At 68.1% G+C, this 22,810-nt stretch carries 23 protein-coding genes and 4 pseudogenes; 17 read left to right on the forward strand and 10 right to left on the reverse strand.

Going from position 1 to position 22,810, the window contains the following annotated elements; all coding sequences use genetic code 11:
- Positions 1-97: 97 nt before the first annotated feature.
- A pseudogene (locus M2271_RS34230) lies at positions 98-547 on the forward strand (metallophosphoesterase); the annotation flags it as partial.
- A 213-nt stretch (positions 548-760) separates the two neighbouring features.
- Here the strand turns inward: M2271_RS34230 and M2271_RS34235 are convergent.
- The gene (locus M2271_RS34235) at positions 761-1,897 is read right to left on the reverse strand and encodes a site-specific integrase (protein WP_280891321.1); all 1,137 of its coding nucleotides are present in this window, start codon (positions 1,895-1,897) and stop codon (positions 761-763) included.
- A gap of 741 nt (positions 1,898-2,638) precedes the next feature.
- On the opposite strand from M2271_RS34235, the gene M2271_RS34240 reads away from it, so the two are divergent.
- Positions 2,639-3,085, forward strand: coding sequence for a hypothetical protein (locus M2271_RS34240; protein ID WP_280891322.1), 447 nt, complete (start codon positions 2,639-2,641; stop codon positions 3,083-3,085).
- Here the strand turns inward: M2271_RS34240 and M2271_RS34245 are convergent.
- Positions 3,013-3,312: a hypothetical protein gene (locus M2271_RS34245; protein WP_348539216.1), complete on the reverse strand. Its 300-nt coding sequence runs from the start codon at positions 3,310-3,312 to the stop codon at positions 3,013-3,015. The two genes, M2271_RS34240 and M2271_RS34245, sit on opposite strands and share 73 nt — an antisense overlap.
- 417 nt (positions 3,313-3,729) lie before the next feature.
- Positions 3,730-3,969: a hypothetical protein gene (locus tag M2271_RS34250; protein ID WP_280891324.1), complete on the reverse strand. Its 240-nt coding sequence runs from the start codon at positions 3,967-3,969 to the stop codon at positions 3,730-3,732.
- A 182-nt stretch (positions 3,970-4,151) separates the two neighbouring features.
- Here M2271_RS34250 and M2271_RS34255 point away from each other — a divergent pair, with 182 nt between their 5' ends.
- Together M2271_RS34255 and M2271_RS34260 are read left to right on the forward strand one after the other, a co-directional pair.
- A complete protein-coding gene (locus M2271_RS34255) occupies positions 4,152-4,625 on the forward strand; it encodes a carboxymuconolactone decarboxylase family protein (RefSeq protein WP_280891325.1) in 474 nt (157 codons plus the stop codon).
- A gap of 162 nt (positions 4,626-4,787) precedes the next feature.
- Positions 4,788-5,273, forward strand: a complete 486-nt coding sequence (locus M2271_RS34260) for a MarR family transcriptional regulator (RefSeq protein WP_280891326.1) — start codon at positions 4,788-4,790, stop codon at positions 5,271-5,273.
- 241 nt (positions 5,274-5,514) lie between these two features.
- On the opposite strand, the gene M2271_RS34265 is transcribed toward M2271_RS34260, so the two are convergent.
- Complete coding sequence (locus M2271_RS34265; RefSeq protein WP_280891327.1) at positions 5,515-6,165, reverse strand: NAD(P)H-dependent oxidoreductase; 651 nt, start codon at positions 6,163-6,165, stop codon at positions 5,515-5,517.
- Positions 6,166-6,313: 148 nt separating this feature from the next.
- Between M2271_RS34265 and M2271_RS34270 the strand changes: the two genes are divergently transcribed.
- Positions 6,314-6,982, forward strand: coding sequence for a nitroreductase (locus tag M2271_RS34270; RefSeq protein WP_280891328.1), 669 nt, complete (start codon positions 6,314-6,316; stop codon positions 6,980-6,982).
- A gap of 529 nt (positions 6,983-7,511) precedes the next feature.
- Here M2271_RS34270 and M2271_RS34275 read toward each other — a convergent pair.
- Positions 7,512-7,985, reverse strand: a complete 474-nt coding sequence (locus tag M2271_RS34275; protein ID WP_280891329.1) for a MarR family transcriptional regulator — start codon at positions 7,983-7,985, stop codon at positions 7,512-7,514.
- Between the two features lie 64 nt (positions 7,986-8,049).
- Between M2271_RS34275 and M2271_RS34280 the strand changes: the two genes are divergently transcribed.
- The 6 genes from M2271_RS34280 to M2271_RS34305 all read left to right on the forward strand — a co-directional run bounded on the left by M2271_RS34280 (position 8,050) and on the right by M2271_RS34305 (position 13,225).
- Complete coding sequence (locus tag M2271_RS34280; RefSeq protein ID WP_280891330.1) at positions 8,050-9,147, forward strand: ABC transporter permease; 1,098 nt, start codon at positions 8,050-8,052, stop codon at positions 9,145-9,147.
- A gap of 207 nt (positions 9,148-9,354) precedes the next feature.
- Positions 9,355-10,353, forward strand: a complete 999-nt coding sequence (locus M2271_RS34285; RefSeq protein ID WP_280891331.1) for a patatin-like phospholipase family protein — start codon at positions 9,355-9,357, stop codon at positions 10,351-10,353.
- On the forward strand, positions 10,350-11,576 hold the full coding sequence (locus M2271_RS34290) for a macrolide family glycosyltransferase (RefSeq protein ID WP_280891333.1): 1,227 nt from the start codon (positions 10,350-10,352) through the stop codon (positions 11,574-11,576). Before M2271_RS34285 ends, M2271_RS34290 begins: the two co-directional genes overlap by 4 nt.
- The gene (locus tag M2271_RS34295) at positions 11,576-12,064 is read left to right on the forward strand and encodes a hypothetical protein (protein WP_280891335.1); all 489 of its coding nucleotides are present in this window, start codon (positions 11,576-11,578) and stop codon (positions 12,062-12,064) included. The genes M2271_RS34290 and M2271_RS34295 overlap by 1 nt, the downstream gene beginning before the upstream one ends.
- Positions 12,061-12,999, forward strand: a complete 939-nt coding sequence (locus M2271_RS34300) for a hypothetical protein (protein WP_280891336.1) — start codon at positions 12,061-12,063, stop codon at positions 12,997-12,999. The genes M2271_RS34295 and M2271_RS34300 overlap by 4 nt, the downstream gene beginning before the upstream one ends.
- A gap of 70 nt (positions 13,000-13,069) precedes the next feature.
- Positions 13,070-13,225, forward strand: coding sequence for a hypothetical protein (locus M2271_RS34305; protein ID WP_280891337.1), 156 nt, complete (start codon positions 13,070-13,072; stop codon positions 13,223-13,225).
- Positions 13,226-13,248: 23 nt separating this feature from the next.
- Here the strand turns inward: M2271_RS34305 and M2271_RS34310 are convergent, their stop codons facing one another.
- Together M2271_RS34310 and M2271_RS34315 are read right to left on the reverse strand one after the other, a co-directional pair.
- Positions 13,249-14,178, reverse strand: coding sequence for a sugar phosphate nucleotidyltransferase (locus tag M2271_RS34310; RefSeq protein ID WP_280891339.1), 930 nt, complete (start codon positions 14,176-14,178; stop codon positions 13,249-13,251).
- A 143-nt stretch (positions 14,179-14,321) separates the two neighbouring features.
- Positions 14,322-14,554 (reverse strand): annotated as a pseudogene (locus M2271_RS34315) (cupin); the annotation flags it as partial.
- 175 nt (positions 14,555-14,729) lie between these two features.
- On the opposite strand from M2271_RS34315, the gene M2271_RS34320 reads away from it, so the two are divergent.
- From M2271_RS34320 to M2271_RS34340, 5 genes are all read left to right on the forward strand, one after another.
- Positions 14,730-15,359, forward strand: a complete 630-nt coding sequence (locus M2271_RS34320) for an NAD-dependent epimerase/dehydratase family protein (RefSeq protein WP_280891340.1) — start codon at positions 14,730-14,732, stop codon at positions 15,357-15,359.
- Positions 15,299-16,483 (forward strand): helix-turn-helix transcriptional regulator, encoded by a 1,185-nt coding sequence (locus tag M2271_RS34325; RefSeq protein ID WP_280891341.1) that lies wholly within the window; start codon positions 15,299-15,301, stop codon positions 16,481-16,483. Before M2271_RS34320 ends, M2271_RS34325 begins: the two co-directional genes overlap by 61 nt.
- Positions 16,484-17,092: 609 nt before the next feature.
- Positions 17,093-17,506, forward strand: a complete 414-nt coding sequence (locus M2271_RS34330; protein WP_280891408.1) for an Ohr family peroxiredoxin — start codon at positions 17,093-17,095, stop codon at positions 17,504-17,506.
- Positions 17,507-17,733: 227 nt separating this feature from the next.
- Complete coding sequence (locus tag M2271_RS34335; RefSeq protein WP_280891342.1) at positions 17,734-18,156, forward strand: OsmC family protein; 423 nt, start codon at positions 17,734-17,736, stop codon at positions 18,154-18,156.
- Between the two features lie 182 nt (positions 18,157-18,338).
- Positions 18,339-18,737 carry a hypothetical protein gene (locus M2271_RS34340; protein WP_280891343.1) on the forward strand — a complete coding sequence of 133 codons (399 nt, stop codon included), beginning with the start codon at positions 18,339-18,341 and terminating at the stop codon, positions 18,735-18,737.
- A 510-nt stretch (positions 18,738-19,247) separates the two neighbouring features.
- Here M2271_RS34340 and M2271_RS34345 read toward each other — a convergent pair.
- Positions 19,248-20,873 carry a cytochrome bc complex cytochrome b subunit gene (locus M2271_RS34345; RefSeq protein ID WP_280891344.1) on the reverse strand — a complete coding sequence of 542 codons (1,626 nt, stop codon included), beginning with the start codon at positions 20,871-20,873 and terminating at the stop codon, positions 19,248-19,250.
- Between the two features lie 427 nt (positions 20,874-21,300).
- Between M2271_RS34345 and M2271_RS34350 the strand changes: the two genes are divergently transcribed.
- Positions 21,301-22,032, forward strand: a complete 732-nt coding sequence (locus tag M2271_RS34350) for a methyltransferase domain-containing protein (RefSeq protein ID WP_280891345.1) — start codon at positions 21,301-21,303, stop codon at positions 22,030-22,032.
- 205 nt (positions 22,033-22,237) lie between these two features.
- Here the strand turns inward: M2271_RS34350 and M2271_RS34355 are convergent.
- Both M2271_RS34355 and M2271_RS34360 read right to left on the reverse strand, forming a co-directional pair.
- Positions 22,238-22,546 (reverse strand): annotated as a pseudogene (locus M2271_RS34355) (hypothetical protein); the annotation flags it as partial.
- Positions 22,486-22,806: pseudogene (locus tag M2271_RS34360) on the reverse strand (carbohydrate-binding protein); the annotation flags it as partial. The pseudogenes M2271_RS34360 and M2271_RS34355, both read right to left, overlap by 61 nt.
- Positions 22,807-22,810 lie beyond the last annotated feature (4 nt).

A 22,810-nucleotide genomic window follows, 5' to 3' on the forward strand; every position in this document is an offset into this window, starting at 1 on the left:
AGCCCGCCAAGCCGTCGGTCAAGTAGACGCCATCGGCGCCCGGGGCTGGGGAATTACGTGAACTCAGCCCCGGGGAAATACGTGAACGTCCACATGAGTCGATCTGGTGGACGAGTTGGGCTGGGAGCCGCTGCGCAACCGCCATCTGCTGGTCGAGCGCGGAGGCGACACCCTCGTGTTCGCCGGCGTGGACGACGTCACCGCCGAGGCTTCCGGACTGGAAGGCCGCTGCGCCCACCTCGCCGGAGCCTTGAACGGCGCCGACCCCGACCTGCCTGTCCTGCTCGTGGCCCACCAGCCCAAGTTCGTCGACCGGGCGGTAGCCGCCGACATCGACCTCCAACTCTCCGGTCAGACCCACGGCGCCAGATCTGGCCCTTCCACCACCTCGTCCGCATCGACCAGCCCGCCCTCGCCAGCCTCAGCCACCGCAGCCCCCACACCCTCCTCTACACCAGCCGCTTCACGGCTTCTGGGGCCCGCCATTCCGCCCCGCGAGATCACCCTGCCCGTGCTCCGCAGCCCGCACATGCCCACCGGGCCGTAGACGGGGCGGGCCAACACATCCGCTTGGAGTCGTCCACGAGCCGAGGGGTGCGGCGTCGACAAATGACCAGGCTCGTCTCGCCGAGGGCAAGATCCGGACCATTCCCGGGCCGGCGGCTCCAACGAACCACACGTGGACACGTTTTACACAGCTCAGCGACGCTTGGCGCCTGCACCACCAGCAGACGAAGAACCTGCTGATCTCAGCACCGAATCAAGCCGCTTCCCACAAGCCTGCATCCAAAATGCGAGCCGCCTTCGCGATGCTCCCAGGCATCAGGTGCCGGTAGGTCCGATACGTCTCCTCAATGGACTTGTGCCCCATCCATTCCGCCACGTCGGTGATCGGTATTCCGTTCCCGAGCGCGTTCGAGGCGAAGTAGTGCCGGAAGCCATACATGCCGACACCGTCCTCCGCGGGGAGGACTTTGAAGAGCTTCTGCACACGGCGGCGTTCCATCGGTTCCGTGTAGTAGCCGCTCGGGCCGCGCAGGAGATAGCCATCCTTCGTTGTGCCGTGCTTCTCCTCAAACCGCTCCATCGCTTCCCGCACCGAGCGCGGAAGGGGAACCTCCCGGAACTCCCCCGCCTTGCGGTGTTTGAGCTTCGCCGGCTTGTGCGTGTTGGAGTGGATCTGCTCGTGCACTCGATAGACGTTGTCCGCCACGACATTGTTGATGTTCACCGCCCGGGCTTCCCCGTTTCGCAAGCCGCAGCCCACCATCATGACGATCTCGAGCGCAAGGATGTGATCCGCAACGGTCAGCGCCGTTTTCACGTAGTCGAGGGGCGGGATGACCGCCTTCTGGCGGACGTACTCCGGTTCCTGAACGCCCTTTACAGGGTCATCCGCCATGGCTCCCTTGCCATAAGCGTCCCGCAGGATGGCCTTGAGGACGCGGAAGATGTTCACCTGGTTTCCGCGGCCCACCCCGTCGGTCTCCAACTCGTCCAAGAAGCGCTCGACCACGATCGGCGTGACCGAGTTCAGCCTTCTCGATCCGAGACGGGGGATGATGTGCACGTTGATGGAGCTGTCGACGTGCCAGCCCGTGGAGTACTCCGTCATCCTCCGCTGCCGCGGCCGCCACTGCTTCGCGTATTTCGCGACCGTCTGCTGACCGAGTTCCCGGCGAGCCTCGGCAACGGACGGCGCCGTCTTCTTTTTCTCCGCGTAGATCTGCGTAAGGCGCTCGATCGCGTCGTCCTGCGTGTCGTAGCCGGCCTCTTCACGCTGCTTGCCGAGAGCGTCCCGGAACCGAATCGTGTACGGGTGCGGGCAACGGGTCGGCCTGGAACAACCGCACTCCTTGAAGAAGGACCCCATCCCACGGGAGAGCTGTCGAGCCACGAATCAAGCCTTCCGAGCAAGGCGCCGGGCGGCGCAGCAAGCCCCTGCCGAGGGAGCAGGTCAGCAAGCCGGACACCTTCCGGCCCGATGCTGACCTTTTGCTGACCCGGAGGCAGCGATCAGGGCTCTGACCTGCGGAAACGCCCAAACGCTAGATCTTGGACTTGAACAGAGTACGCAGCATTTGGGACTCCTGAGAGACGGCTCCCTGCCTGCTTTGTGCAGGTCAAGGGCGGTCTCGACTGTACACCGGGACACGCCGGTCGAGGAAGGTGAGGAACATCGCTCCGCTCGGGCGAGACGGCTTCACGCCTGGGCTTTCGCGCCGCACCGGCGCCTGTTCAGGCAATCCCCCGGGAAAGCCCGGCGACTCGTGCTGACCGGATGCTGACTTACCTGATGAGCCATCAAAGATGCGGGAGACCGCTCTGCACACGGACGACGTGCCTCCACGCACCGACCTGTCGGGCACCGGCATCGCTCTGGTTCGTGGAACACGGTCCCTTTGGCCCTCGGCCGGTCGGCGCTCGACCGCCCCGGAAGCCGGCTCGCTGCCTGCCGCCCGCCCAAGGCCCCTCGGCAGCGTGGAACTCACGAGCGAGGCGGGGCCAAGGCGCCGCCACCGGCCCGCCCGGGCCAAAGTCCAGGTCACGCGCCCCTGCGCACTTGTGTGCGCCGCTCCTCCCTTCCGTACGGTCCAGCCGATGGCGAACCGCCCTCGCACACCGCGAAGGAGAGCTGTTGAAGCCGACCGAGGAAGTGCTCCAGGACCTGACCTGGCCCTCGAACGTCTCCGTCCACTCCGACCACGCGCTCGTCGGGAAGGTGAAGGCCGCCATCGCGGCGGACGACGAGAAGCGCAAGGAGAATGAGGACGAGCCGCTCCGCCGTAAGCCCGCCCTCGTCCCGATCCTGCCGACGGAACTGCCCCGGCAGTTCAAAGTGACCCTCTGGGACGTGCTCCACACCTTCGCCCGGGCCACTGCCCTGTCGTGGCGTGGTGCGGGCCGGGGGCTGGCGGAGCACTGGGGCGCACTCAAGTACGCCCAGGCCCTGACCGGCGGTCGTGACTCCTTCCTCGGCCTCACCGACGAAGGCCACCGCATCGCGGACCACTACAAGTCGCTGCAGTCCGGCGAGCTCGGCATCAGCTCGGGGAAAGCGTCCTCCCAGACCTCGCGGATGTAGGGACTGATCAAGCGCCGCAGCACGGGCCACTGCTCGGTGAGCAGCCGGTGGTGCAGGAAGGCCACCAGGTCCTCACTCAGTCCTTCGGCGAGGACGGTCCGGTAGAGCGTCATGCGGGACTTCGGACGGTCCAGGCTGTAGCTCGTCCGCCCGGACCAGACGATGTGGAGCGGCAGGTCCACGTTGCCCTCGACGGGGCCGGCCAGCTCCTGCAAGCGCTCGGGCATTCGGCTGCGGTAGCGGTCCCGCAGTACCTCGGCGCGGGGGGGGCGGTGATCGTCGTGTCCATGCATCCAGTATCGCTGCTGGGAGGCGGCGGCATGGCGGATACGGGGGTCCCCCCATCGTACGTACACAGGTCGGGCGGCCGCCCGCCCTTCCCTCTGACCTATCACCCAGTGGGTGCTTAGCGCATCATGGCCTACCCGTGCAGCCCCCAGGTGGCGCGGCAACCGGCTGCCCTGCGGAGACGACGACGTCGCCTGGGACGCGGTTGCCTTCCAGCCGCTCAGCGCCAAGCCCAAGCACATCGTCGCCGTCCTCGGCGACTCCTACACCTCTGGAGAAGGAGCGGGCGCCTACTCTCCCGAGAGCAACAAGGACCACGGAACCAGCCAGTGGAACGGCTGCCGCCGCAGCAATCCTTACGACGGCCCCGCAGGGATCACCTCGCCGTCCGAGAGAGGGACGTCCCGGTGGGTCGCCGATGCCACGGTGCGCCCCAGGCGCCGCTGGATCTTCAGTTCGTCGATCGCGTCGTGGATGTTCGGTCGTGGACCCGGGCCGAGTTCCGGGCTCACGACGTCGGCGCGGTCGACCGGCACAACCCGGACGTCTTCCGCCGCGCCGTGGTGATCGGCGATCGCGCGGAGCCGTTCGCTCAACGCGGTGGCGATCTCCAGGCCGGTAAGCCGGCGCCGACCACGACGGTGTAGCGGACCGGTCAACCTGCTCTGGCGGACCGGAATCGAGGCACATGAGACGCACGTGACACCTCACTTCTTGTCACACATCGCCATGACACCCGGTCAGTAGTGCGTATCCGCCACGCAGCAAGGAGATCACCGTGGAATCGCGTCTCAACTACTTCGGCCACCCCCTCGCAGGAAAGGTGATGAAGCACATCAACTCAGCCAGCAAGGTGGTATCGGACTCGACACTGCCGACTGCGACCCAGGAACTGGTGAAGATCCGCGCCAGTCAGATCAACGGCTGTGGTTTCTGCACCGACATGCACACCAAGGACGCCATCGCGGCGGGCGAGACCATGCAGCGCCTCAACCTGGTCGCGGCCTGGCGCGAGGTCAAGGTGTTCACCGAGGCAGAGCGCGCCGCGCTGGAACTGGCGGAACAGGGCACCCGCATCGCCGACGCGGCCGGCGGTGTCACCGACGAGGCCTGGACAAATGCGGCGAAGCACTTCGACGAGGACCAGCTCGTCGCCTTGATTTCCCTCATCGCCGTCATCAACGCCTACAACCGCATCAACGTCATCAACCAGCAGCCCGCCGGCGACTACCAGCCCGGTCAGTTCGGCTGACCGGCACCCGCCCGGCCGTTGGCCGACCACATACAGTCCGTCTCCGCGCCGCCCCGACCTACGGCGGGAGACGGACTACCGCTTCTTCAGCACGGACGGCGGTCGGACATTTAATTTCAAATGATACCGTATCGAACGAACCGATGGCTGTAATGTGGCCTCATGACCGCCGACGTTCCGCACAGAACCATCGCTTCGCGCGCGACCGACCGCCCCGGGGACGCATCGCCTTTCGCTCTCGGCTTGCTGTTGCGCCGGGCGCACTGGCACGCGGCAGCGGTGATGACGGAGGCGCTTCGGCCGCTCGGCATCGAGTTGCGGCATTTTGCCGTGCTGATCGTGCTGATTGACCGCGGGCCCACGGTACAGCGGGACTTGGCGGTGGCGACGGGGTCGGACAAGGCGGGAATCATGCGGGTCGTGGACGACCTGGAGCGTAGGGGGCTGGCCGCACGGAAGGCCGTTTCGGGAGACCGACGGGTGCGGGCAGTGGAGATCACGCCTCAGGGCGTCGAGCTTTTCGACGCAGCACATGCGGCGGCGGAGCCACTGGCTGAGCGTCTGGTTGCCGAACTGGGGCCCGGCGAGCCCGCACAGCTGGTGGATCTGCTGACCCGGTTCACCCATCCCGCAGGCGACGAGACGTAAGCGCGCCCGCGCACCCGGCTTCCTGCCGCGCGGGCGCGCTGCGTCTCGTGCGGCTTTCGCGACAACCCGCCCCTTGGGAGCCGCGGTCATCGTCGCCACGCCGGCCCTGGCTGCGGGTGGCGGCCAGGGCTTCGCCGCCGACGGGGTCCGAGCCGTCCCCACAGCTCGGACCGGGCGCGGGCGACGAGGACACCGTTGACGTCCTGGGGTGAGGCGTCACACGGCGTCCAGGGCCCGGGGGTTACGCGGCGAGGCGCTCCGCGAGTTCCTTGGCCTTGGTGGCCGCATCCTCGAAAGCACGCTCGCGGGAGGCCTCATAGAGGGGGACCAGTTCAGACATGGCCGGATTGCGGGGGGCCATGGTGAGTTCCGGGACGATGAAGTCGAGGTCCAGGCCGAGGGTGCCCTCGAGGACGGCCTCCAGGTAGTTCTGTACGAACTCGTAGCCCTCGCGCGGGGTGCCCGGCGCGTAGGAGCCGCCGCGGCTGGCGACGACAACGACCGGGGTGCCCTGGGCGGAGGGGGTCTCGCCCGCGGTGCGGCCGAGCAGGAGCACGTTGTCCAGCCATGCCTTGAGGGTCGACGGGATCGAGTAGTTGTACATGGGGGCACCGATCAGGACGGCGTCCGCCTGCTCCAGCTCCTCGATGAGCATCACGCGCGCGGCGAACGCGGCTGACTGCTCCGGCGTGCGCTCGGACGGGGCGACGTATCCGGCGGACCAGGCATCGGCGGTGATGTGCGGGACAGGGTTGGCGGCGACATCACGGTAGATCACCGTGCCCCCCGGGTACTGCTCCTCCCATGCCTCACGAAAGGCGGCCGCCACCGAACGCGACGAGGACGCCTCATCGGGGAACGCGGACGAGTCGATGTGCAGCAGCGTGGCCATGGGCTTTCTCCAAAGTGCGGTGCCCGAGGCAGGGAGCCAGGGGCTGACGATTCATGTTCGACGATAGTTAAACACGAGAAGGTATTGAATGATACTGTCATGACCGCAACGAAGGCGAATGCCTCGAGCAGATGGGAGGTAGGCGGTCTTGGACGTCTATGAGGCGGTCACGAGTCGACGGGCGGTGCGCGGATTCACTGACCGGCATGTCCCGAGAGAGGTCCTGAAGCACGTACTGTCCACCGCGGCTTGGTCGCCGTCCGCATCGAACCTCCAGCCGTGGCACGTCTACGCGCTGACCGGCGAGCCGCTGGTCGAACTCAAGAAGCGCGCCGGCGAGCGCCTGGCCGCGGGCGACCCGTGGGACGAGCCGGAGTACGAGATGTACCCGGCCGCACTGAAGTCGCCGTACCGCGAGCGCCGGTCCGCCTTCGGCGAGCAGCGCTACGGCGCACTCGGCATTCCGCGCGAGGACATGGAGGCGCGCCAGAGGGCCGCCTCCGCGAACTGGGACTGTTTCGGAGCGCCCGCCGCCCTGTTCTGCTACATCGACCGCGACCTGGGCCCGGCCCAATGGTCCGACATCGGCATGTATCTGCAGACCGTCATGCTGTTGCTCCGCGCCGAAGGGTTGCACAGTTGCACCCAGATGGCATGGGCGAAGTATCACAAGACCGTCGCGGAGGTCCTGTCGCCCCCGGACGAACTCATCCTCTTCTGTGGCATGTCGATCGGGTTCGAGGACATCGCGGTGGATCACACCCGTACGGGCCGGGCACCCCTCGACGAGACGGTCACGTTCGTCGACGGTCACTGACACCGCCTCCCGACGAAAGGCAGCCGTTGAAGTGCACAGTCGTCGGCAGTGGCGGTCCGATCGGATCGTCGTCAGGAATCTGACGCCGCCGGGCACGAGGCGGTACCGCACACGCGGTCCACCGGAGCCGACGTCACCGGAACTGGACGAGGCGGTGGCGGAGGTCGCCGAGGGCGGCCCCGCTGCGCGGCATTCGCAACATCGCGGCCCCCGAGATCTTCTCCCTGGACGAGCTGGACCGGACCGCCCTGTCCCGCAAGGGCGACAACCGCACGGTCATCACCAACCATGGGCGTGTTCGTCCTCGGGTCAAGGGTGACGTCCCCACCGACAAGGAAGCCCACTCACCCACCCGCCACGCCGACTGCCCCCGACGCGCTCGCGCCTCTTGGCGGCCAGTTCGCCGAGTGCGCGTCCGAGGGCATGATCTGCCGACTCACCGGCCTGGGCTCCATCGTGCCGGCGGCCGTCACCTTGTCATCGCCTGAAGGCCGCTCCTCCACATGCTCCAGCGCTGAGACGTGTCAGCTCATGTCCCGCCGTGCTGATCCCGGTTGTCCGGTCCCAGAGCCGGTGCGTTGAGGGCGCCGAGCATGCGACGGAGGTAAGCGTGTACCTGTTCCCGCTCCTGGGACAAGAACGGTTCCAGGGTCTCCTGCTCGCACGGTTCGAGCGCGGTCTCACCCCGTAGTGCCAGCGCCTCACCCGCGGGTGTAATGCACATTTCGATGATCTTCCCGTGCGTGAGGTGGGAGCGCCGCTCCACGAGTCCACGCTCGACCAGACTCCGCAGTCCCGCGCCCATGGACTGGGCGGTGACGCCGCAGCGGCGGGCGAGTTCGGCACTGGACATTGCGCCGTCCCGGCTCAATCGGACGAGCGCACTGAACTGCGCCTGGGTCAGTCCGAGCGGGCGCAACGCCCGTTCGAGGCGCTGCGCGTACGCCTGTGAGAGCTGCCAGATCAGGTAGCCGATGCGCTCACTGGGATCCTTCACCGCCATCGATGCCCTTCCATGTGTAAGGTGGCTTATATAAGTTACCTTACATGATGAGGATCGAGGACCCATGCCCAGCACTGACACCACAAGTCAACGTCATCTCATTGACCCCGATCCTGGACCAGGCCGGCACCGCCACCATCCAGGAGCGCAGACCGACGCCCCACCCGAACGGCCGGGGCTGACCGGTCCGCAGGCGGTGCTCAAGCCCGTGATCACGGTGCTGACGATTGGTCTCGTCTTCGTCAGCGTTTTCCTCGCGGCTTTCCATACGCCCCAGGCGCACCGACTGCCGGTCGCCGTCGCCGCATCCGACAAGACCGCGGCGCTTTTCGACGTCCGGCTGCAGCGTGTCTCGCCGGACGGCTTTCAGGTCGACCGGTACCCGGACAACGCCTCGGCCCGCCTGGCGGTCGAGCACCGCCAGGCCTATGCCGCGCTGTTGGCCGACGACAGCGATCCCACGATCGTGTATGCGGGTGCCAACGGCCCCGCGGTATCCGCCCTGGTGGCTCCGCTCGCCAGTCCGTGCGCCCCGGGTTGTCAGCCGGCAGACAAGAAATTGCCCGTGGTCGACATCCTTCCGCTCTCGAGCGGGGACAGCCGGGGCCTGTCGGTCTTCTATGCCTCATTCGGGCTGGTGCTCGCAGGGTTCCTCTTCGGCCAGGTGACCTACCAAGTGGCACCGCGCCTCTCGTTCGGGCAGCGCGTGAGCAGTCTGGTGCTGTTCGCGGTCGTCGGCGGGCTGGCGAGCGCACTCATCGCGAGTACGGCCTTTGGAGCCATACCCGGTCCCTTTCTGGGCATCGCGGGGCTTGTGGCGCTGATGGCGGGGGCTGTGGCGGCAGCCACCATCCTCTTGATCCGGATCTTCGGCCCGATCGGAGTTCTGCTGGCGTCGATCTTCATGCTGGTGATGGGGAACGCCAGCAGCGGTGGCGTGCTGCCGCCCGAATTTCTGCCCAGTTGGCTGAAGCCCCTCACCTCGGTCATGCCTCCGGGCGTCGGCGTCCGAGCCCTGGACGGGCTTGCCTACTTCCATCACGACGGGCTGGTCAACGGTGTCGTGGTGATGTCGGTCTGGATCGCTCTGTGCGTCGCGGCACTGTTCCTGCTCGACCGGATCGCCGCGTCTGCCGCGATCCTGCACGCCGCGAGGCCGTGAGGGCGACCAGGGATGAGTCCGCCGGAACTGCTGAGCGGGCCGCCTGTCTCGATCACACCGTGTTTTCGCAAACTCACACTGTTTGCCCGCATGCCCTCAATGACAGCTCTACCTGCCGCGCCTGGGCCGACGGTGTCACACATCGTACGGCTGCCCGGTCAGGTGGGGAGATCAATCCGATTCGGTGCCTGGTGAGAAAGGTGAATCATGAGGGTTTCGCGTCGCCAAAGACCAGCCTCGTCGGCGCACTTCAACCTCAGCGAGGCGGCGTCGAGCAGGCCGCCCGTGGACCCGACGCCGGCCGGATTGAGCGCCCTTCCCCGGCCCGTAGCTGTGGTGATGGGCGCCGGTGGCGTGCTCGGAGCGGCGCATGTCGGTGTCGGATACGCGCTGGAGCAGCGCGGATTCGTCCCGGACCTGATCATCGGAACCTCGGTGGGCGCCCTCAACGGGGCCATCGCGGCCGCCCACCCCGACAGGGCCGCACCGTGGTTGGACCACGTGTGGACCCAGTTGCGTCGCCGTGAGGTGTATCCGCTCGGCTACCTGTCCTCACGGGCCGGCATCTTCACCGATCGCGGCCTGCGTCGGCTGATCGCGCGGGCTGGGCTGCCGTCGCGGATCGAGCAGCTGGCGGTCCCGTTCACCGCTGTGGCCATGGACCTGGCCACCGGGGCTCCGGTGCTGCTCGACCACGGAAACCTCGAGTCCGCGCTGCTGGCCAGCACGGCCATTCCCGGGATGCTGCCTCCCGTGGATCGTGAGGGCCGGACGCTCGTCGACGGCGGGGTGATCGCCTATGTCCCGGTACTGGCCGCCCAGCAGGCCGGGGCGGCCAGCGTGGTGGTGGTCGCGGCCGGGCCGGAGAGCTCGCCGTTGCGCCCCGCCAATCCGCGCCGACGGGCCGGTGCGGTCGCCGCCCGGGCCGGGCTACTGCTGTTGCACCACCAGATCGAGCGTGATCTGCGCGAGGTGTCCCGGCACATCCCGACCGTCGTGCTGCCGACCGGCATCGAGACGTGGCCCGCCCCGTGGGACTTCGGCCATTCCCAGCGGCTGATCAGCACCGCCTGCCGCGCGGCGGGGCGCTTTCTGGACGGGCTGAGCATCAACGGGCCGGGGCTGTATCGAGTCGATGATCCTTCGGCAGCGTCCACCGGCCCGGGCGAGGCGTCAACTTGTTCCACAGTGGGAGTCGACCTGTGAGTACCATCGCGTTCCTCAACATCGGCATGCACGGGCACGTCAACCCGACGCTGCCGGTCGTGGCCGAGCTTGTTCGGCGCGGCCACGCCGTCACCTACCACACCTCGCCCGCGTTCCGTGAGGAGATCGAGGCCACCGGCGCGACCGTGCACCTCTATCCCGGGGGCGATCAGCCGCTCCCCGATCCGCCGACACCGGTCGCGTGGATGGAGGCGCTCGCAAGCACCGCCGTGCGCTTGCTGCCCACTGTGCTCACCGACCTGCGTCACGCCCGACCCGACCTGATCGTCCACGACAGTGCCTGTCTGTGGGGCGCGGTCGCCGCCCGCGAGCTCGGGGTGCCGGCAGTCTCGTCGTTCACCACGTTCGCCCTCAACCGGCATGTCCCCAGCCCCACCCGTGGCTCCTGGGACCTGCTGACCTCCGCGACGGCTCAGCCCCGCAGTGTCCAGGGCTACCTGCGGTCCCGCTGGGCGCTGCACCGTCGCTTCGACGCACGGGGGTTGCCCTTGCTCGACGTGGCGAACATCCGCCGACCGCTCAACCTGGTCTACACCTCACGGGCGTTCCAGCCTGCCGTCGAGGACTTCGACGAGTCGTATCGGTTCGTCGGCCCAAGCATCGGCGCTCGACCGGTCGACCCGTCGTTCCCGGCCGATCGGCTGCAGGACCCGGTCCTGTACGCCTCGCTGGGCACGGTGTTCAACGCCGACCCACAGCTGCTGCGCAGCTTTGCCATCGCGCTCGCCCCGCTGGGCGGAACCGTGATCGTCTCCACCGGGCAGACCGATCCCGACGCACTCGGGCCACTGCCCTCCAACGTGCTCGCCCGCCGCTTCGTGCCGCAGCCGGAGGTGCTGGCCCGCGCGGCGCTGTTCGTCACCCATGGCGGGATGAACAGCGTCAACGAGGCCATGTACGCCGGGGTTCCGCTGCTGGTGGTCCCGCAGGGTGCCGACCAGCCGATGGTGGCCCGGCGCGTCGTCGAGCTCGGCGCCGGTCTGTCGATGCGTACCCAGGACGTCGAAAGGGGCTCGGTGCGTGTCCTCGCCCGGCGCCTCCTTCACGAGCCCCGGTTCCATGCAGCCGCGAGCACCCTGCGGGCCGCCCAGCGCGAGGCGGGTGGATACAGGCGCGCCGCCGACGAACTCGAGCGGTACCTGCAGACGACCGGCCCGGTCGGTCCGTCCGCTCCGTCGCTCCGTCACAGCGAGGCCGGGTGATGTCGCCCGCCGTCGTTGTCCTGCTGCTGTTCGCCGGGGTGTCGGAGACCGCCGGGCGCATCCTGCCTCTGGTAGCGCGCAGGCCTGGTATGTCGCGGACTTTCGTGGCGGGGTTGCTGCTGCCTGCCGGCCTCGTCGAAGGTGTTGTGTTCGCGCTCTGGCCGCTGACCGCGTGGACGCTGGCCGAGCTGGTGCTGTCTTCTCCGCCGCCAGGCACCGGCTTGGTGTGGACACCGAGCTTGGTCGCCCCGCTGGTGCTCGCCGCCGTCCTCGCGTTCCCGTTGCTCGGGCCCTTGCTCCACTTCTTGCTCTTTGTGGGGGTCGGGGCCGGTCTGGTCGGCCCGCTCGCCGCGGCGAGCGGGCTGGACTGGTGGAGCGCCGCTGGTTGCGTTGCCGTCGCTGGGACCGGGCTCGGTCTCGCCGTAGAGGCCGTTCGGCGTCTTGTCGTCAGGATCAGCGCGACCGCAGCGCGGGAGTCGATCGCATGAACGACTTCTTGCTCTGGGGCGGCGTGATCGGGCCTGCTCTGCTGGCTGAAGCTCTACTGGCCCGCTACGAGGTTCTTGCCTACGGCGCCGGCTGGCGGGCCCCTGTCACGGAGCTCCCGGAGGGCGTTCCCTACGCCCGGGGTGCGGCCCCTGGCAGTCCCCCCGATGCCTACCTGGTCTATCTCGACGGCATCGGCAAACGCCGCGTCCGGGACAGCCGCGACGGCGGCCAACTGGTCAACGCCCTGATCGCCGGAGCGCCGGAGCTACGGGTGCTGGGACAGGTGCAGCCCTACTCACCACTGGCCGACCCACTTGCCGACCGGCCGGTGTGGGCGTGGCTGCGCCGCCGCATCGGGCTGCTGCTGTTCCTGCACAACGTCGTGCAGACCTTCGTCGCCGCCGACCACCGCTACCGTCCCCTGTACAATCGGGCCGTCGGCTCCCAGATCGCCACTCAGCTCCGGCTCGCCGGCTACCGGCCCGACAGCGGTACACCCGTGGTGCTGCTCAGCTACAGTGGCGGCGCCCAGGTCGCCACCGGTGCGGTCGACGAACTGCACACCCGGCTGCACTGCCCGCTCCTGCTCATCACGCTCGGTGGCTTCCACAACGGCGCCAACGACCTCACCCATGCCGAGCACGTGCATCGGCTCACCAGCGCGAGCGACCGGATCGAGCGGGTCGGCACCTGGATCTTCCCGCAGCGCTGGCGGCTGTTCCGTCGAAGTGGATGGAACCGGGCCGTTCGCGCCGGGAAGGTCACCGTGCATCGGCTCGACCCGGCCACGCACGTCGGGCCGCGCAGCTACATCAGCCCGACGGCTCAGCTGCCCGACGGCCGCAGCCACCTTGACCGCACCGCCGACACTGTGATCGCGGCCATCCGCGCCCATCTCAGTACGACCGCCGCGCCAGGCAACGCGTTGTCATGAAGGGCCCGGCCAGGGTTCGCAGCGTAGATGGCTGGGGCGGATCGCCCCCGAGGAGACCGAGCGGACACCGGTGTTCACGTCGCTGGTGTCCGCGCAACTCGTCGGCCTCGCCCTGCTCCGCCACGTCGTCGCGGTGGAGCCACTGGCCTCACTCGACTTCGAGGAACTGGTCGAGCGGCTCGCCCCCGCCCGTGAGATCCATCTGGACCGGCTGCGCCGGGAGTAGGCGACGGGGCGGCAACCGGCAGGTCAGGTGTCGGTTTTCGCCTGGAGGGCGGCAGCACGGTCGACGTCGAGTCCGGCGACCAGGCCGCGCAGAACGGGGCCGTACTCCGGGTGGGCGAGGGCGAGCGCCATCTGGGCGACCAGGTAGTCGGCCGGGTTGCCGGTGTCGTACCACCGCCCCTGGATGACCTGCCCGTACACCGCGCGGGTGGAGGCGTAGGCGTTGATGGCGTCGGTCAAGTAGACCTCCCCGGACCTGTGCTCGTACCAGCGGCGGGTCTGCTCGCGCAGTTCGTCGATGATGCCGGGGGTGACGACGTAGCCGCCGATAGCCGCGTACGACGACGGTGCGGCGGCGGGCTCGGGCTTCTCGACCAGGCCGGTGATGCGCAGTTGGCCGTCCCCGAGGTCTTCCTTGAGAATGGGCACCCCGTAGCGCTGGGAGTCGGTGGGATCCATCGGCATGAGGGCCAGCACCGGGCAGCCGGTCTGTTCATACGCGCGGATCAGCTGCTGGGCTCGGGGGACCTCGGCCACGAAGACGTCGTCGGGCCACAGCACGAGCACCGGCTCGTCGCTGAAGGCACGGGCCGCGTTCAGCACGGGTGTGCCGTTGCCGTACGGGCCGTACTGGTCCAGGTACGTGATGTGGCCCTGACGGGCCAGCTCCGCGACCTCCTCCACCGCGTCCGCGTAGGCCGTCTTGCCGTCCTCGCGGAGTTGTTCGACGAGGGCGGGGTTGGGGCGGAAGTGGTCCTGGATGAGGCTCTTGCCGCCGGACACGACGATGGTGATGTCGGTGATCCCGGAGTCCACCAGCTCGCGGACGGTGTGCTCGATGACCGGCTTGTCGCCGACCGGAAGCATTTCCTTGGGGATCGCCTTCGTCAGGGGCAGCAGACGGGAGCCGAGCCCGGCGGCGGGAATCACGGCTCTGCGGATCATCGGGGTCATCACGTCTCTTTCTCCGGTCGGCTGGGCACTGTCATTGAGGGATGAGGAGCATCACGACCGTTCCCAGGTGCGTCGCACCCTGCCGGAAGTGGCCGTAGAGCTCCTTGGTGGAAAGTGGTCTTCCCGCTGTGACGATGCGTTCCGCCCTCGAGTTCGAACCGCACCTCACTCTCGATCACGTAGCCGAAGGCCGGTCCCGAGTGGCGGTGCGAAGGAGTGCCGGGGGCACCGGGCGACCACTCGGCCAGGAGGGTCATGCCCGAGGCGCCCTCGGGCATGTGTGGGACCTGGCGTCCTGCAGCATCGTCGCGGCGGTCGTCCATGTCTCCGTCTGCTGCTGCCCGTTGGTGTCGGTCGTCGAATCCTTGCTCGACACTGTGTTGCGCCTCCGTGGTTGTCTCTCGAAGTGAAGACCGCGTAAGCCATGCCTGTGTGACAGATGTCGTCGCTCCTGTCACGCTCTCCCGCCCGGTGTCACAACCATGGTGTGAGTCCTGTCGTATGGAGGGCACGCACACGGGGTCGCTGACCCCTCGACGGGAGGGACCAGGATGAGAGTCGTTGTCGCAGGGGCCACGGGGCTGATCGGCTCCAGGACGGTTGCCGGACTCCGTGACCATGGTGTGGAAGTCGTGCCCGTCTCGCGCCGCCATGGTGTCGACGTGATCACGGGGAGCGGTCTCGGCGAGGCCTTGCGCGGTGCCGAGGTGGTGGTGGACGTCACCGACGCGCCCACGCGCACCGAGGAAGCTGGTCTGCGATTCTTCCGCATCGCGACGGCGAACCTCCTGACCGCGGCGGCCTCGGCCGGCGTCGAGCATCACGTGGTCCTGTCGGTGGCGGGAGCCGGGCGGCTGCGGTCGGGTTACTTCCTTGCGAAAGAGTTGCAGGAGTACCAGGCAGGGCAGTCTTCGATCCCTCATTCGATCGTGCGTGCCGCGCTCTCCTTCGAGTCCCTCGAGGCCATGGCTCTGGCGGACACACGCCCGGACGGGGTCCACGTCGCGCCTGCGCTGATCCGTCCCGTGGCAACGGACGACGTCGCCGCCGCCGTCGCGCACGTCGCTGTGGGAGGGCCGCACGCGGCGCGCCGACGCAGCAGCTGCCGCGGGTGCCCGACATGCTGCTGGATGCCCTTGCCGTGCGTCTCACCGACGGTTACTCGGCTGCGGCGCCGATGATGGAGCACGTACTCGAAGCGTTCTGCGACGAGGAGATGCCCGTTCAGGAGGCGCTGCGCTGGCTCTGGCTTGCATCGGTTCTTGCTTCGGATCTGTGGGACGACGAGCGCGGGCACGTGGTCGCAACCCGTCACGTGACGATCACCCGCGAAGCCGGCGCGCTCAGCACGCTCCCCGATGTGCTCGAATCCCGCGCACACATGCACCTCCTCGCCGGGGAGCTCACGGCGGCCGCGTCGCTGATCGAGGAGGTGGGAACGGTGTGTGCGGCGACTGGGAGTACCCCGGCGCGGGTCATGCCGCTCGGCCTGGCTGCCTGGCGTGGTCGCGAGCACGAGGCCCGCACGCTGATCGACGCGATAATGACCGAGGCCGTGCCGCGTGGCCAGGGGGCCGCCGTCACCGTCACACACTTGTACCACGCGGTGCTCTGCAACGGCCTCGGCCAATACACGGAAGCACTGGCTGCGGCCCAGGAGGCAGCCGCCCACCAGTGGGAGTTCGCCTCGCCGCGATGGGGCTTGGCCGAGCTGGTCGAGGCGGCCGCACGTAGCGGCTCCCCCAAACTGGCAACCGACGCGCTCGACCAGCTCTCGGAGACGACACAAGCCAGTGGCACTGACTGGGCACTGGGCGTGGAAGCGCGCTCGCGGGCGCTCCTGAGCGAGGGCGACGCCGCGGAGCATCTCTACCGCGAGGCGATCGAGCGGCTCGGCCGCACCCGAATCCGCGTGGAACTCGCCCGCGCACAGCTCTCGTACGGCGAATGGCTGCGCCGCGAGAACCGCCGAGTCGACGCCCGTGCCCCACTGGGCCTCGCACACGAAATGTTCAGCCAGATGGGGGCCGAGGCGTTCGCCGAACGCGCGCGAAGCGAGCTGCAGGCCACGGGAGCGAAGGTCCGCAGACATACCGTCGCGACGCCCACGGCCCTCACGCAACAGGAAGCGCAGATCGCTCGTCTCGCCGCCGAAGGACTCACGAACCCCGAGATCGGTACCCAGTTGTTCCTCAGCCCCCACACTGTCGAATGGCACCTCCGCAAGGTGTTCTCGAAGCTCGGCATCTCCTCCCGCAAGGAGATCCACACCACGCAGCTCGAAGGCGAGGCGACGTCGGCCTAGTCCGCGACCGGGGAAGTGCGTGCATCCGTCAGGCAGCATGCGGCGTTCAGGCACCGATGGACATTCTGGATGTGGCCGGCTTCCCGTACGAAGGTGATCGGGGAGCTGGCGAAGTGTGGGTTTGCCCCGCTGCCCGAGCGGGCCGATCCTTCCGTGCCGGCGGTGCGGCTCAGGAGGCGATGACGGGGCGTCCGAGAGACAGTCGCGACGGGGCGATCAGCTCTCAGCCTTTCCGACCCAGTTGGAAAGCAGCTACGCCGGGCCTCCCGAGCTGTCGCGGTGTCACATCGGGAGTGGCTTGCCGGTCAACCGGCTGTCCCGGAACCCGGGGCGTCGCCCACGACATGAAGGTGGACAAGACATGGCATGTGACCTGGTTGGTTCGAGGTGATGGGGCTCTGCCCATGGCCGGGCGTCTCGCGTGGCGTGTCGGTGTGACATGCCGACGCCGGGAAACAGCGGGCTTCCCGCATCGATGCCGGCTTCGCGCCCGACCGTGTACGGCAGCGCTGAGGGAGCCATACGGTGACCGAGCAGATCCGGCTGCCCGATCTGCCCACCGACAAGGACTTCGACGGGGAGGTCTTCGCCCCCCTCTACACCACGACGGTGATCGTGAGCGGTGGGACAGCGAGTCACGGGCGGGCCTCGGGAAGAGCACGCTCGGCCGACGGAGTCCTGGATCTCAACCTGCGCATGCCCGCCGAACTGGGGGGAGACGGCCAGGGGACGAATCCCGAGCAGCTGTTCGCAGCCGGGTTCGCCGCCTGCTTCCACGGGGCGCTGAGCCTGGTGGCACGACAGGCCGCGCTCGACGCCGCCGCGATCTTTGTGGAGGCAACCGTGGCCTTCGGGCGCGACCCGGGAGACGGCGGCTACTTGTTGTGCGTCGACCTGGTGGTCAGGTGGCCTGGCATCGATCCTGAGATCGCTGCCCCGCTCCTGAGGAAGGCCGATTCGCTGTGCCCGTACGCGAGGATGGCCTGGCAGGGAACGCCGACAACCATCACGCTGGCTTCCTGACCGCCGGCCCGGCTGCCTGCTCACCGTGTGCCGTTCCAGGCTGATTCAGTAGTCGTCGTGTGCCGCAGGCCGGCACACGACGACTCTTGTCGTGGAAAACGTGTCACACGAGCGTGAGCCTTCCTGTCCTAGCAGTGAAGGGACGAGCCACGGCGTCCCGACGTAACTCCGCCCCGCTTGGTGATCACCAGCCGCACGGCGGTCCGCCTCGCCCGAGAGGGAGACTGATGAACGCACGCATCGTGTCCGTAAGTGAGGGCCCGCGCCTCGCCCGTTCCGTTGCGGTCGGCCCTCACACGCTGACCGCGGACGAACCCCAGCCCATCGGCACCGACACGGGGCCCACCCCCGGAGAGCTGCTTCTGGCCGCGCTCGGGGCGTGTACCTCCATGACCGTCCGGGCGTACGCGGACAGGCACGGTTGGCAGCTCGACCAAGTCGATGTGGCGGTGCGGTTCGATCCACAAGGGCAGATCGTCAAGAGCATCCGGTTGACCGGCGATCTGGAGCCTGCCCACATCAGGCAACTGCTGGCAGTTGCCGGGCGCTGTCCTGTGCACCGTCTCCTGACCAGCGGGGCCACGGTCGTCACCGTGCCCACTGTGGTGGGGAGGCCCCGCGCGTCCCACAGCCGGGCTGTGCCGGAATGACCTGGCCCGGTACGGTCCCCCGGCGCCCCCGAGGGTGCAGAAAGAACGGCTTCCGATGTCACAAAGCAGCGTTCCATCCAGTCAAGTATGTCGTACGGCAAATCGCCTCACCCCTCGCCCATCTGGACGGTACGCCGCTCTTCCGACGTGATCGCCCGAGTCGGAACGGAGATGAGAACAGCATGTTGCTCCAGACGGACAGGTACCTCGCACAGGGCGGATCCGCGGTCGGCATACCCACTGCCGAGACGGTTCTGGGGCCCGGCACCTCCGGTTGCAGCCGGCGTGACCCTGCAGTCGGTGAGCGAAACCCGGGCGCCGGCTCCCGCCTCGTGAATGATGGCAAGTGGCTGGTGGGTCTGCATTTCCACACCGCCAACTCCCAGTGCCTGTGGCTGTACTACGTTGTGGACGACGCCTTCGACACGATCCACGCGGCGCGCATGGCCGCCGTCCAGCGCGCCGGAAGTGACCCGGACCGAGTGGCCCGCTGCGGGGACCAGGCCGAGGCCGATCAAGTCGAGGTCCAGTGCATCCTTCGGGATGCCCTCGGCCACTACCGTCTGAGCCGGTGTCTCTGAACCGTTCCGGCGAGGGCCGTCCCGGTGACCGGCCGGCGTGAACGGCACACCGGACAACCCGCTTTCAACCCCTACGGCTCGGCCGCTCCGTCGGTGAACACGCCGGTCGGGCGGCCTGAACGGCGGCAGGCTGCGAAGGCCGCGCCCCGGGCCGCAGAGAATCCTGGCCGGACTGCCTGAGAACCGATTGGTGCGGACGACGAACGGGCGTGCCGGCGCCGTCGCCGCCCCCGGTTGAGTACGCCGGACAGCGGCCCGTCCGCGCCGTCTTCTCGATGATGGCGATGTCGCCAGTCGCCGTGCAGGGCGGTGCTCAGGGGGTGGACGGCCTGCTGCACCACGGCGGTTGCGGCCTGCGTGCTCTGGAGCGGGTTGAGCATCATGAAGCACGGCCGGCTTCTCCAACGGCGCTGCCTGCAGATCGACCAAAACCTTCCGAGCACTCTCCCAACCGAGCTCGCACAGGCACCTCGTCAGTTCCACTTCGCATGCGGCCCGGGTGCGGGGGTGTCAGTGCCGGTGTTCGCCGGTGATCTCCTTGTACTCCTGCGCGGTCGGCTTGGCTGTCTGCGTGCCTTCGCCGTAGAAGCTCCGGCTGAGCCTGGCACGCAGGAGTTGCGCAAGGCGGGATCCTGTACCGGGGCCTCCCCCGTCACCCGCAGGGCCGGGACCGATCGGCTTGTATTGCTCGTGCTGTGTGAGAACGTGCAGTTGTTCTGGGCCGAGTGGCTCGTGCACCTCGATGAACTCGCCGTGCGGCAAACGCTTGATGATGCCGGTCTCGCGTCCGTGCAGCACTCTGTCGCGGTCTTGGCGCTGGAGGCCGAGTGCGCACCGCTTCGTTACGGCATAAGCGGTGACGGGCACGGCGAAGAGGCCGACGCGAACCCCCCACGTCACGGATTCGACCGAGACGTGGAAGCGGATGGCGATGATGTCGTTCGCGGCGCCGATCAGGGCCACCAGATAGAAACTGATCCATGCGACGCCAAATGCCGTTCGCACCGCTCGGTTGCGCGGTCGGTCGAGAAGGTGCTGCTCGCGGTCGTCATCGGTCACCCAGGACTCGATGAACGGGTAAGCGCCCATGGCAAGGAAGAGACCAACGCCGGCCGTGAGCGGGATCAGGTTGTCCAGAGCCAATGTGTGGCCCCAGAAGTCGATTTCCCAGCCGGGCATGACCCGCAGCAGCCCGTCGGCTATGCCCATGTACCAGTCGGGCTGCGATCCGGCGGAAACCTGGTCGGCACGGTAGGGGCCGTACACCCAAACAGGGTTGATCTGTGCGACCGAAGCGATGACGAAGACGACACCGGCGACAAGGAAGAAGAACCCTGCGGACTTTACAGCGCGCACCTTGGGCGGCAGACCCACAACATTCTTGTTGCTCCGCCCCGGACCTGGGTATTGCGTGTGTTTGTGACGAAGAACCAGGACGAGATGGACGACAAGCAGTCCCACCATCAGGGCAGGGATGAGCAGAACGTGGATCGTATTGAAGCGCGCCACCAGATCATTTCCAGGGAACTCACCTCCGAAGAGGAACATGGAGAGGTAGGTGCCGACGATCGGGACGGAGAGGATCGTTCCGTTCACGACCGCGAGTCCGGTTCCGGACAGGAGGTCGTCCGGAAGGTCGTATCCCGTCAGCCCTCCGAACATTCCGAGGACCAGCAGCAGGAAACCGAACACCCAGTTGAGCTCGCGAGGCTTACGGAAGGCGCCTGTGAAAAACACGCGCATCATGTGGACGAGTATGGCGGCGACAAAGACCAGCGCTGCCCAGTGGTGGGCCTGCCGGATCAACAGGCCGCCACGGACATCGAAGGATATGTGCATGGTCGAATTGAATGCCTCCGACACCAACTGCCCCTGCAGCGGCGCGTAGCTGCCCTGATACTCCACTTCCTTCATGGACGGGTGGAAGTAGAACGTCAGATACACACCCGTAACGACGATGATGATGAAGCTGTAGAGGCAGATCTCTCCCAGCATGAACGACCAATGATCCGGAAAGGCTCTTCGCGATTTCGCCCTGCGCGGGGTGTAGACGCCCAGGCGTCCACCGGCCCATTCGGCAACCCGTTCGCCCTTGGTGACCCTGTGCGCTTCGTTTCCCTGGCTGCCGTCGCCCATCCCTTACCACCATTCAAGAATCGTTCACGGGGCCCGTCCCGGACGGCACTTCCCGCGTCGTTCACAGCCCGTCCTGGGCGATGTGCGTAACATCCGGACCGAGTGGTACGGGAACGGCAGGTCGGCCGTCGCCGCCGCAGGCTCATGGACCGCTTCCACCCGTATGACCGCGCACGACGCGCGGCTGTGACACGTCTCGCCGGGAGAAGGCATACGCAGGCAGCACATCCTCGTCACAGCGCTTGCAGTGCGGAGGAAAGGGAAACGGCCGGAATTCCTCCTGATCGGGGCGGGCCGAAGCGGCAAGGCGGGGGTGGTTCTGGTCGGCTTCTGACCAGGGGGCCACCGCCACCCCCTACTTTCGTCGGTGTCCGTCGTCGTCGTGTGGCCGATGGACGGCTGTCCGCCGCTCCCTAGCGTCAGGGTCATGGACCTGACGCACGCTCCCAGCAAACCCGCGACGGATCTCGGACTTCCGTACCGTCCCGGAGGGTTGGCCTTCCTGCGCGAGGCCGCCCGCAGCTTCCGGACCACCGGTGCGGTGGCGCCCAGCAGCGGGCCGCTGGCCGCACGGCTGGCGGCCCCGCTGGCGATGGCCCGCGCCGAGTTCGGCGGCCCGGTGTCGGTGCTGGAGGTCGGCGCGGGCACCGGCCCGGTGACCCGCACCCTCGCAGGCCGCCTCGGACCTGCCGACCGACTCGACGTGGTGGAGATCAACCCCCGGTTCGTGGAGGTCCTGTACGACGCACTGCACACCGACCCGGCCCTCTCGGCCGCGTCCGACCGGATCCGGATCATCGCCGACTCGATCACGGACACCGACCTGGATCGCCGATACGACGTGATCGTCTCCTGTCTGCCGTTCACCAACTTCGAACCGCACACGGTCCGTTCGATCCTGGACCGCTATCTCTCCGTCCTGGAACCCGGCGGCCATCTGACGTACTTCGCGTACGTCGGCACCCAGGCGACCCGCGCCCTGGTCGCCGATCGCGCCGAGGCGGCCCGGCACCGGGCGTCGTCCGCCGTGCTGGACGGGTTCGCCACTCGATACGGAGTGGGCGACAGCCTCGTCCTGCGCAACCTGCCGCCCGCCCGCGTACACCACCTGCGCGCTCCCGGCCCGCTCGGCCGCAGCAGCGAGGCCCCGGCGCGCTGAGCGCGGTGGTGGGGCCGAGCTGGCCGGTGGCGCCGGTGGGACCGGTGGGACCGAGCTGGCCTGTGGGTCCGAGCGGGGCCGAGCGGGACTCGAACCCCCACGGCCGAATCCGCCCGCACCGGGTCGCAGGAGTCGGCCGCCGGAGGCCTGTCGAGCTATAGATGCCGCTGTTGCCCCGGTCCTGCCCGGTGACGTCGTCCGGCAACTTCGGCACCCGGAATTCGGCGTGCAGTCTGAAGTCGCCGAAGGACTGTGTGGTACGGATGTCGCCGCAGCACACCTCGACGGAGTCCTCGGCGGTGTGCGGCCATGCGGCGCTTCGGCCGTCGGTCTGCTGCCAGGCGGTGGCGAGGCTGCCGCCGGAGAACAGGTCGATATACGGCTGCCGGGTCTGCGTACGTCGATCATGTCGAGGTTGACGTTGCCGGTGTCCTCGGGCCGGTAGGTGTACGTGATGGTGTTGCGGCCCTTGCGGAGGGCGAGCCGCTCGGTCCTGGTGGACCAGCGGTCCCAGGTGCCGGTGGAGGGGAGGCTGGTCTGCCGGGCCTGTCCGTCGTTGACGGTGACGCCGATCGTCTTCGTGCCGGTGAAGGGGTCGGGGCCGTTGGTGTAGCGCGGGCCCACGTCGTAGCTGCCCTTCGCGGGTGCGTCGACCTCGAAGGTGGCGGTGGCGCCCTGGGAGTTGAAGCCGTCGACGAAGCCGCCGCCGGTGTAGCCGGCATGCTCGGTGTCGATGTCCGCTCCGTCGGAGATCGTCGCCACGGGCCGCGACATCGAG

Origin of the sequence: Streptomyces sp. LBL (assembly GCF_029893585.1) — a bacterium.
Taxonomy (GTDB): domain Bacteria; phylum Actinomycetota; class Actinomycetes; order Streptomycetales; family Streptomycetaceae; genus Streptomyces.

Bases quoted from the DNA above. Each gene is read 5' to 3' on its own strand.
- M2271_RS34280 (WP_280891330.1), top strand. From the start codon at position 8,050: ATGCCCAGCACTGACACCACAAGTCAACGTCATCTCATTGACCCCGAT.
- M2271_RS34245 (WP_348539216.1), bottom strand. From the start codon at position 3,312: ATGCCCGAGCGCTTGCAGGAGCTGGCCGGCCCCGTCGAGGGCAACGTG.
- M2271_RS34285 (WP_280891331.1), top strand. From the start codon at position 9,355: ATGAGGGTTTCGCGTCGCCAAAGACCAGCCTCGTCGGCGCACTTCAAC.
- M2271_RS34345 (WP_280891344.1), bottom strand. From the start codon at position 20,873: ATGGGCGACGGCAGCCAGGGAAACGAAGCGCACAGGGTCACCAAGGGC.
- M2271_RS34275 (WP_280891329.1), bottom strand. From the start codon at position 7,985: ATGGCGGTGAAGGATCCCAGTGAGCGCATCGGCTACCTGATCTGGCAG.
- M2271_RS34295 (WP_280891335.1), top strand. From the start codon at position 11,576: ATGTCGCCCGCCGTCGTTGTCCTGCTGCTGTTCGCCGGGGTGTCGGAG.
- M2271_RS34310 (WP_280891339.1), bottom strand. From the start codon at position 14,178: ATGACCCCGATGATCCGCAGAGCCGTGATTCCCGCCGCCGGGCTCGGC.
- M2271_RS34260 (WP_280891326.1), top strand. From the start codon at position 4,788: ATGACCGCCGACGTTCCGCACAGAACCATCGCTTCGCGCGCGACCGAC.
- M2271_RS34340 (WP_280891343.1), top strand. From the start codon at position 18,339: ATGTTGCTCCAGACGGACAGGTACCTCGCACAGGGCGGATCCGCGGTC.
- M2271_RS34350 (WP_280891345.1), top strand. From the start codon at position 21,301: ATGGACCTGACGCACGCTCCCAGCAAACCCGCGACGGATCTCGGACTT.
- M2271_RS34300 (WP_280891336.1), top strand. From the start codon at position 12,061: ATGAACGACTTCTTGCTCTGGGGCGGCGTGATCGGGCCTGCTCTGCTG.
- M2271_RS34335 (WP_280891342.1), top strand. From the start codon at position 17,734: ATGAACGCACGCATCGTGTCCGTAAGTGAGGGCCCGCGCCTCGCCCGT.
- M2271_RS34265 (WP_280891327.1), bottom strand. From the start codon at position 6,165: ATGGCCACGCTGCTGCACATCGACTCGTCCGCGTTCCCCGATGAGGCG.
- M2271_RS34320 (WP_280891340.1), top strand. From the start codon at position 14,730: ATGAGAGTCGTTGTCGCAGGGGCCACGGGGCTGATCGGCTCCAGGACG.
- M2271_RS34325 (WP_280891341.1), top strand. From the start codon at position 15,299: ATGCTGCTGGATGCCCTTGCCGTGCGTCTCACCGACGGTTACTCGGCT.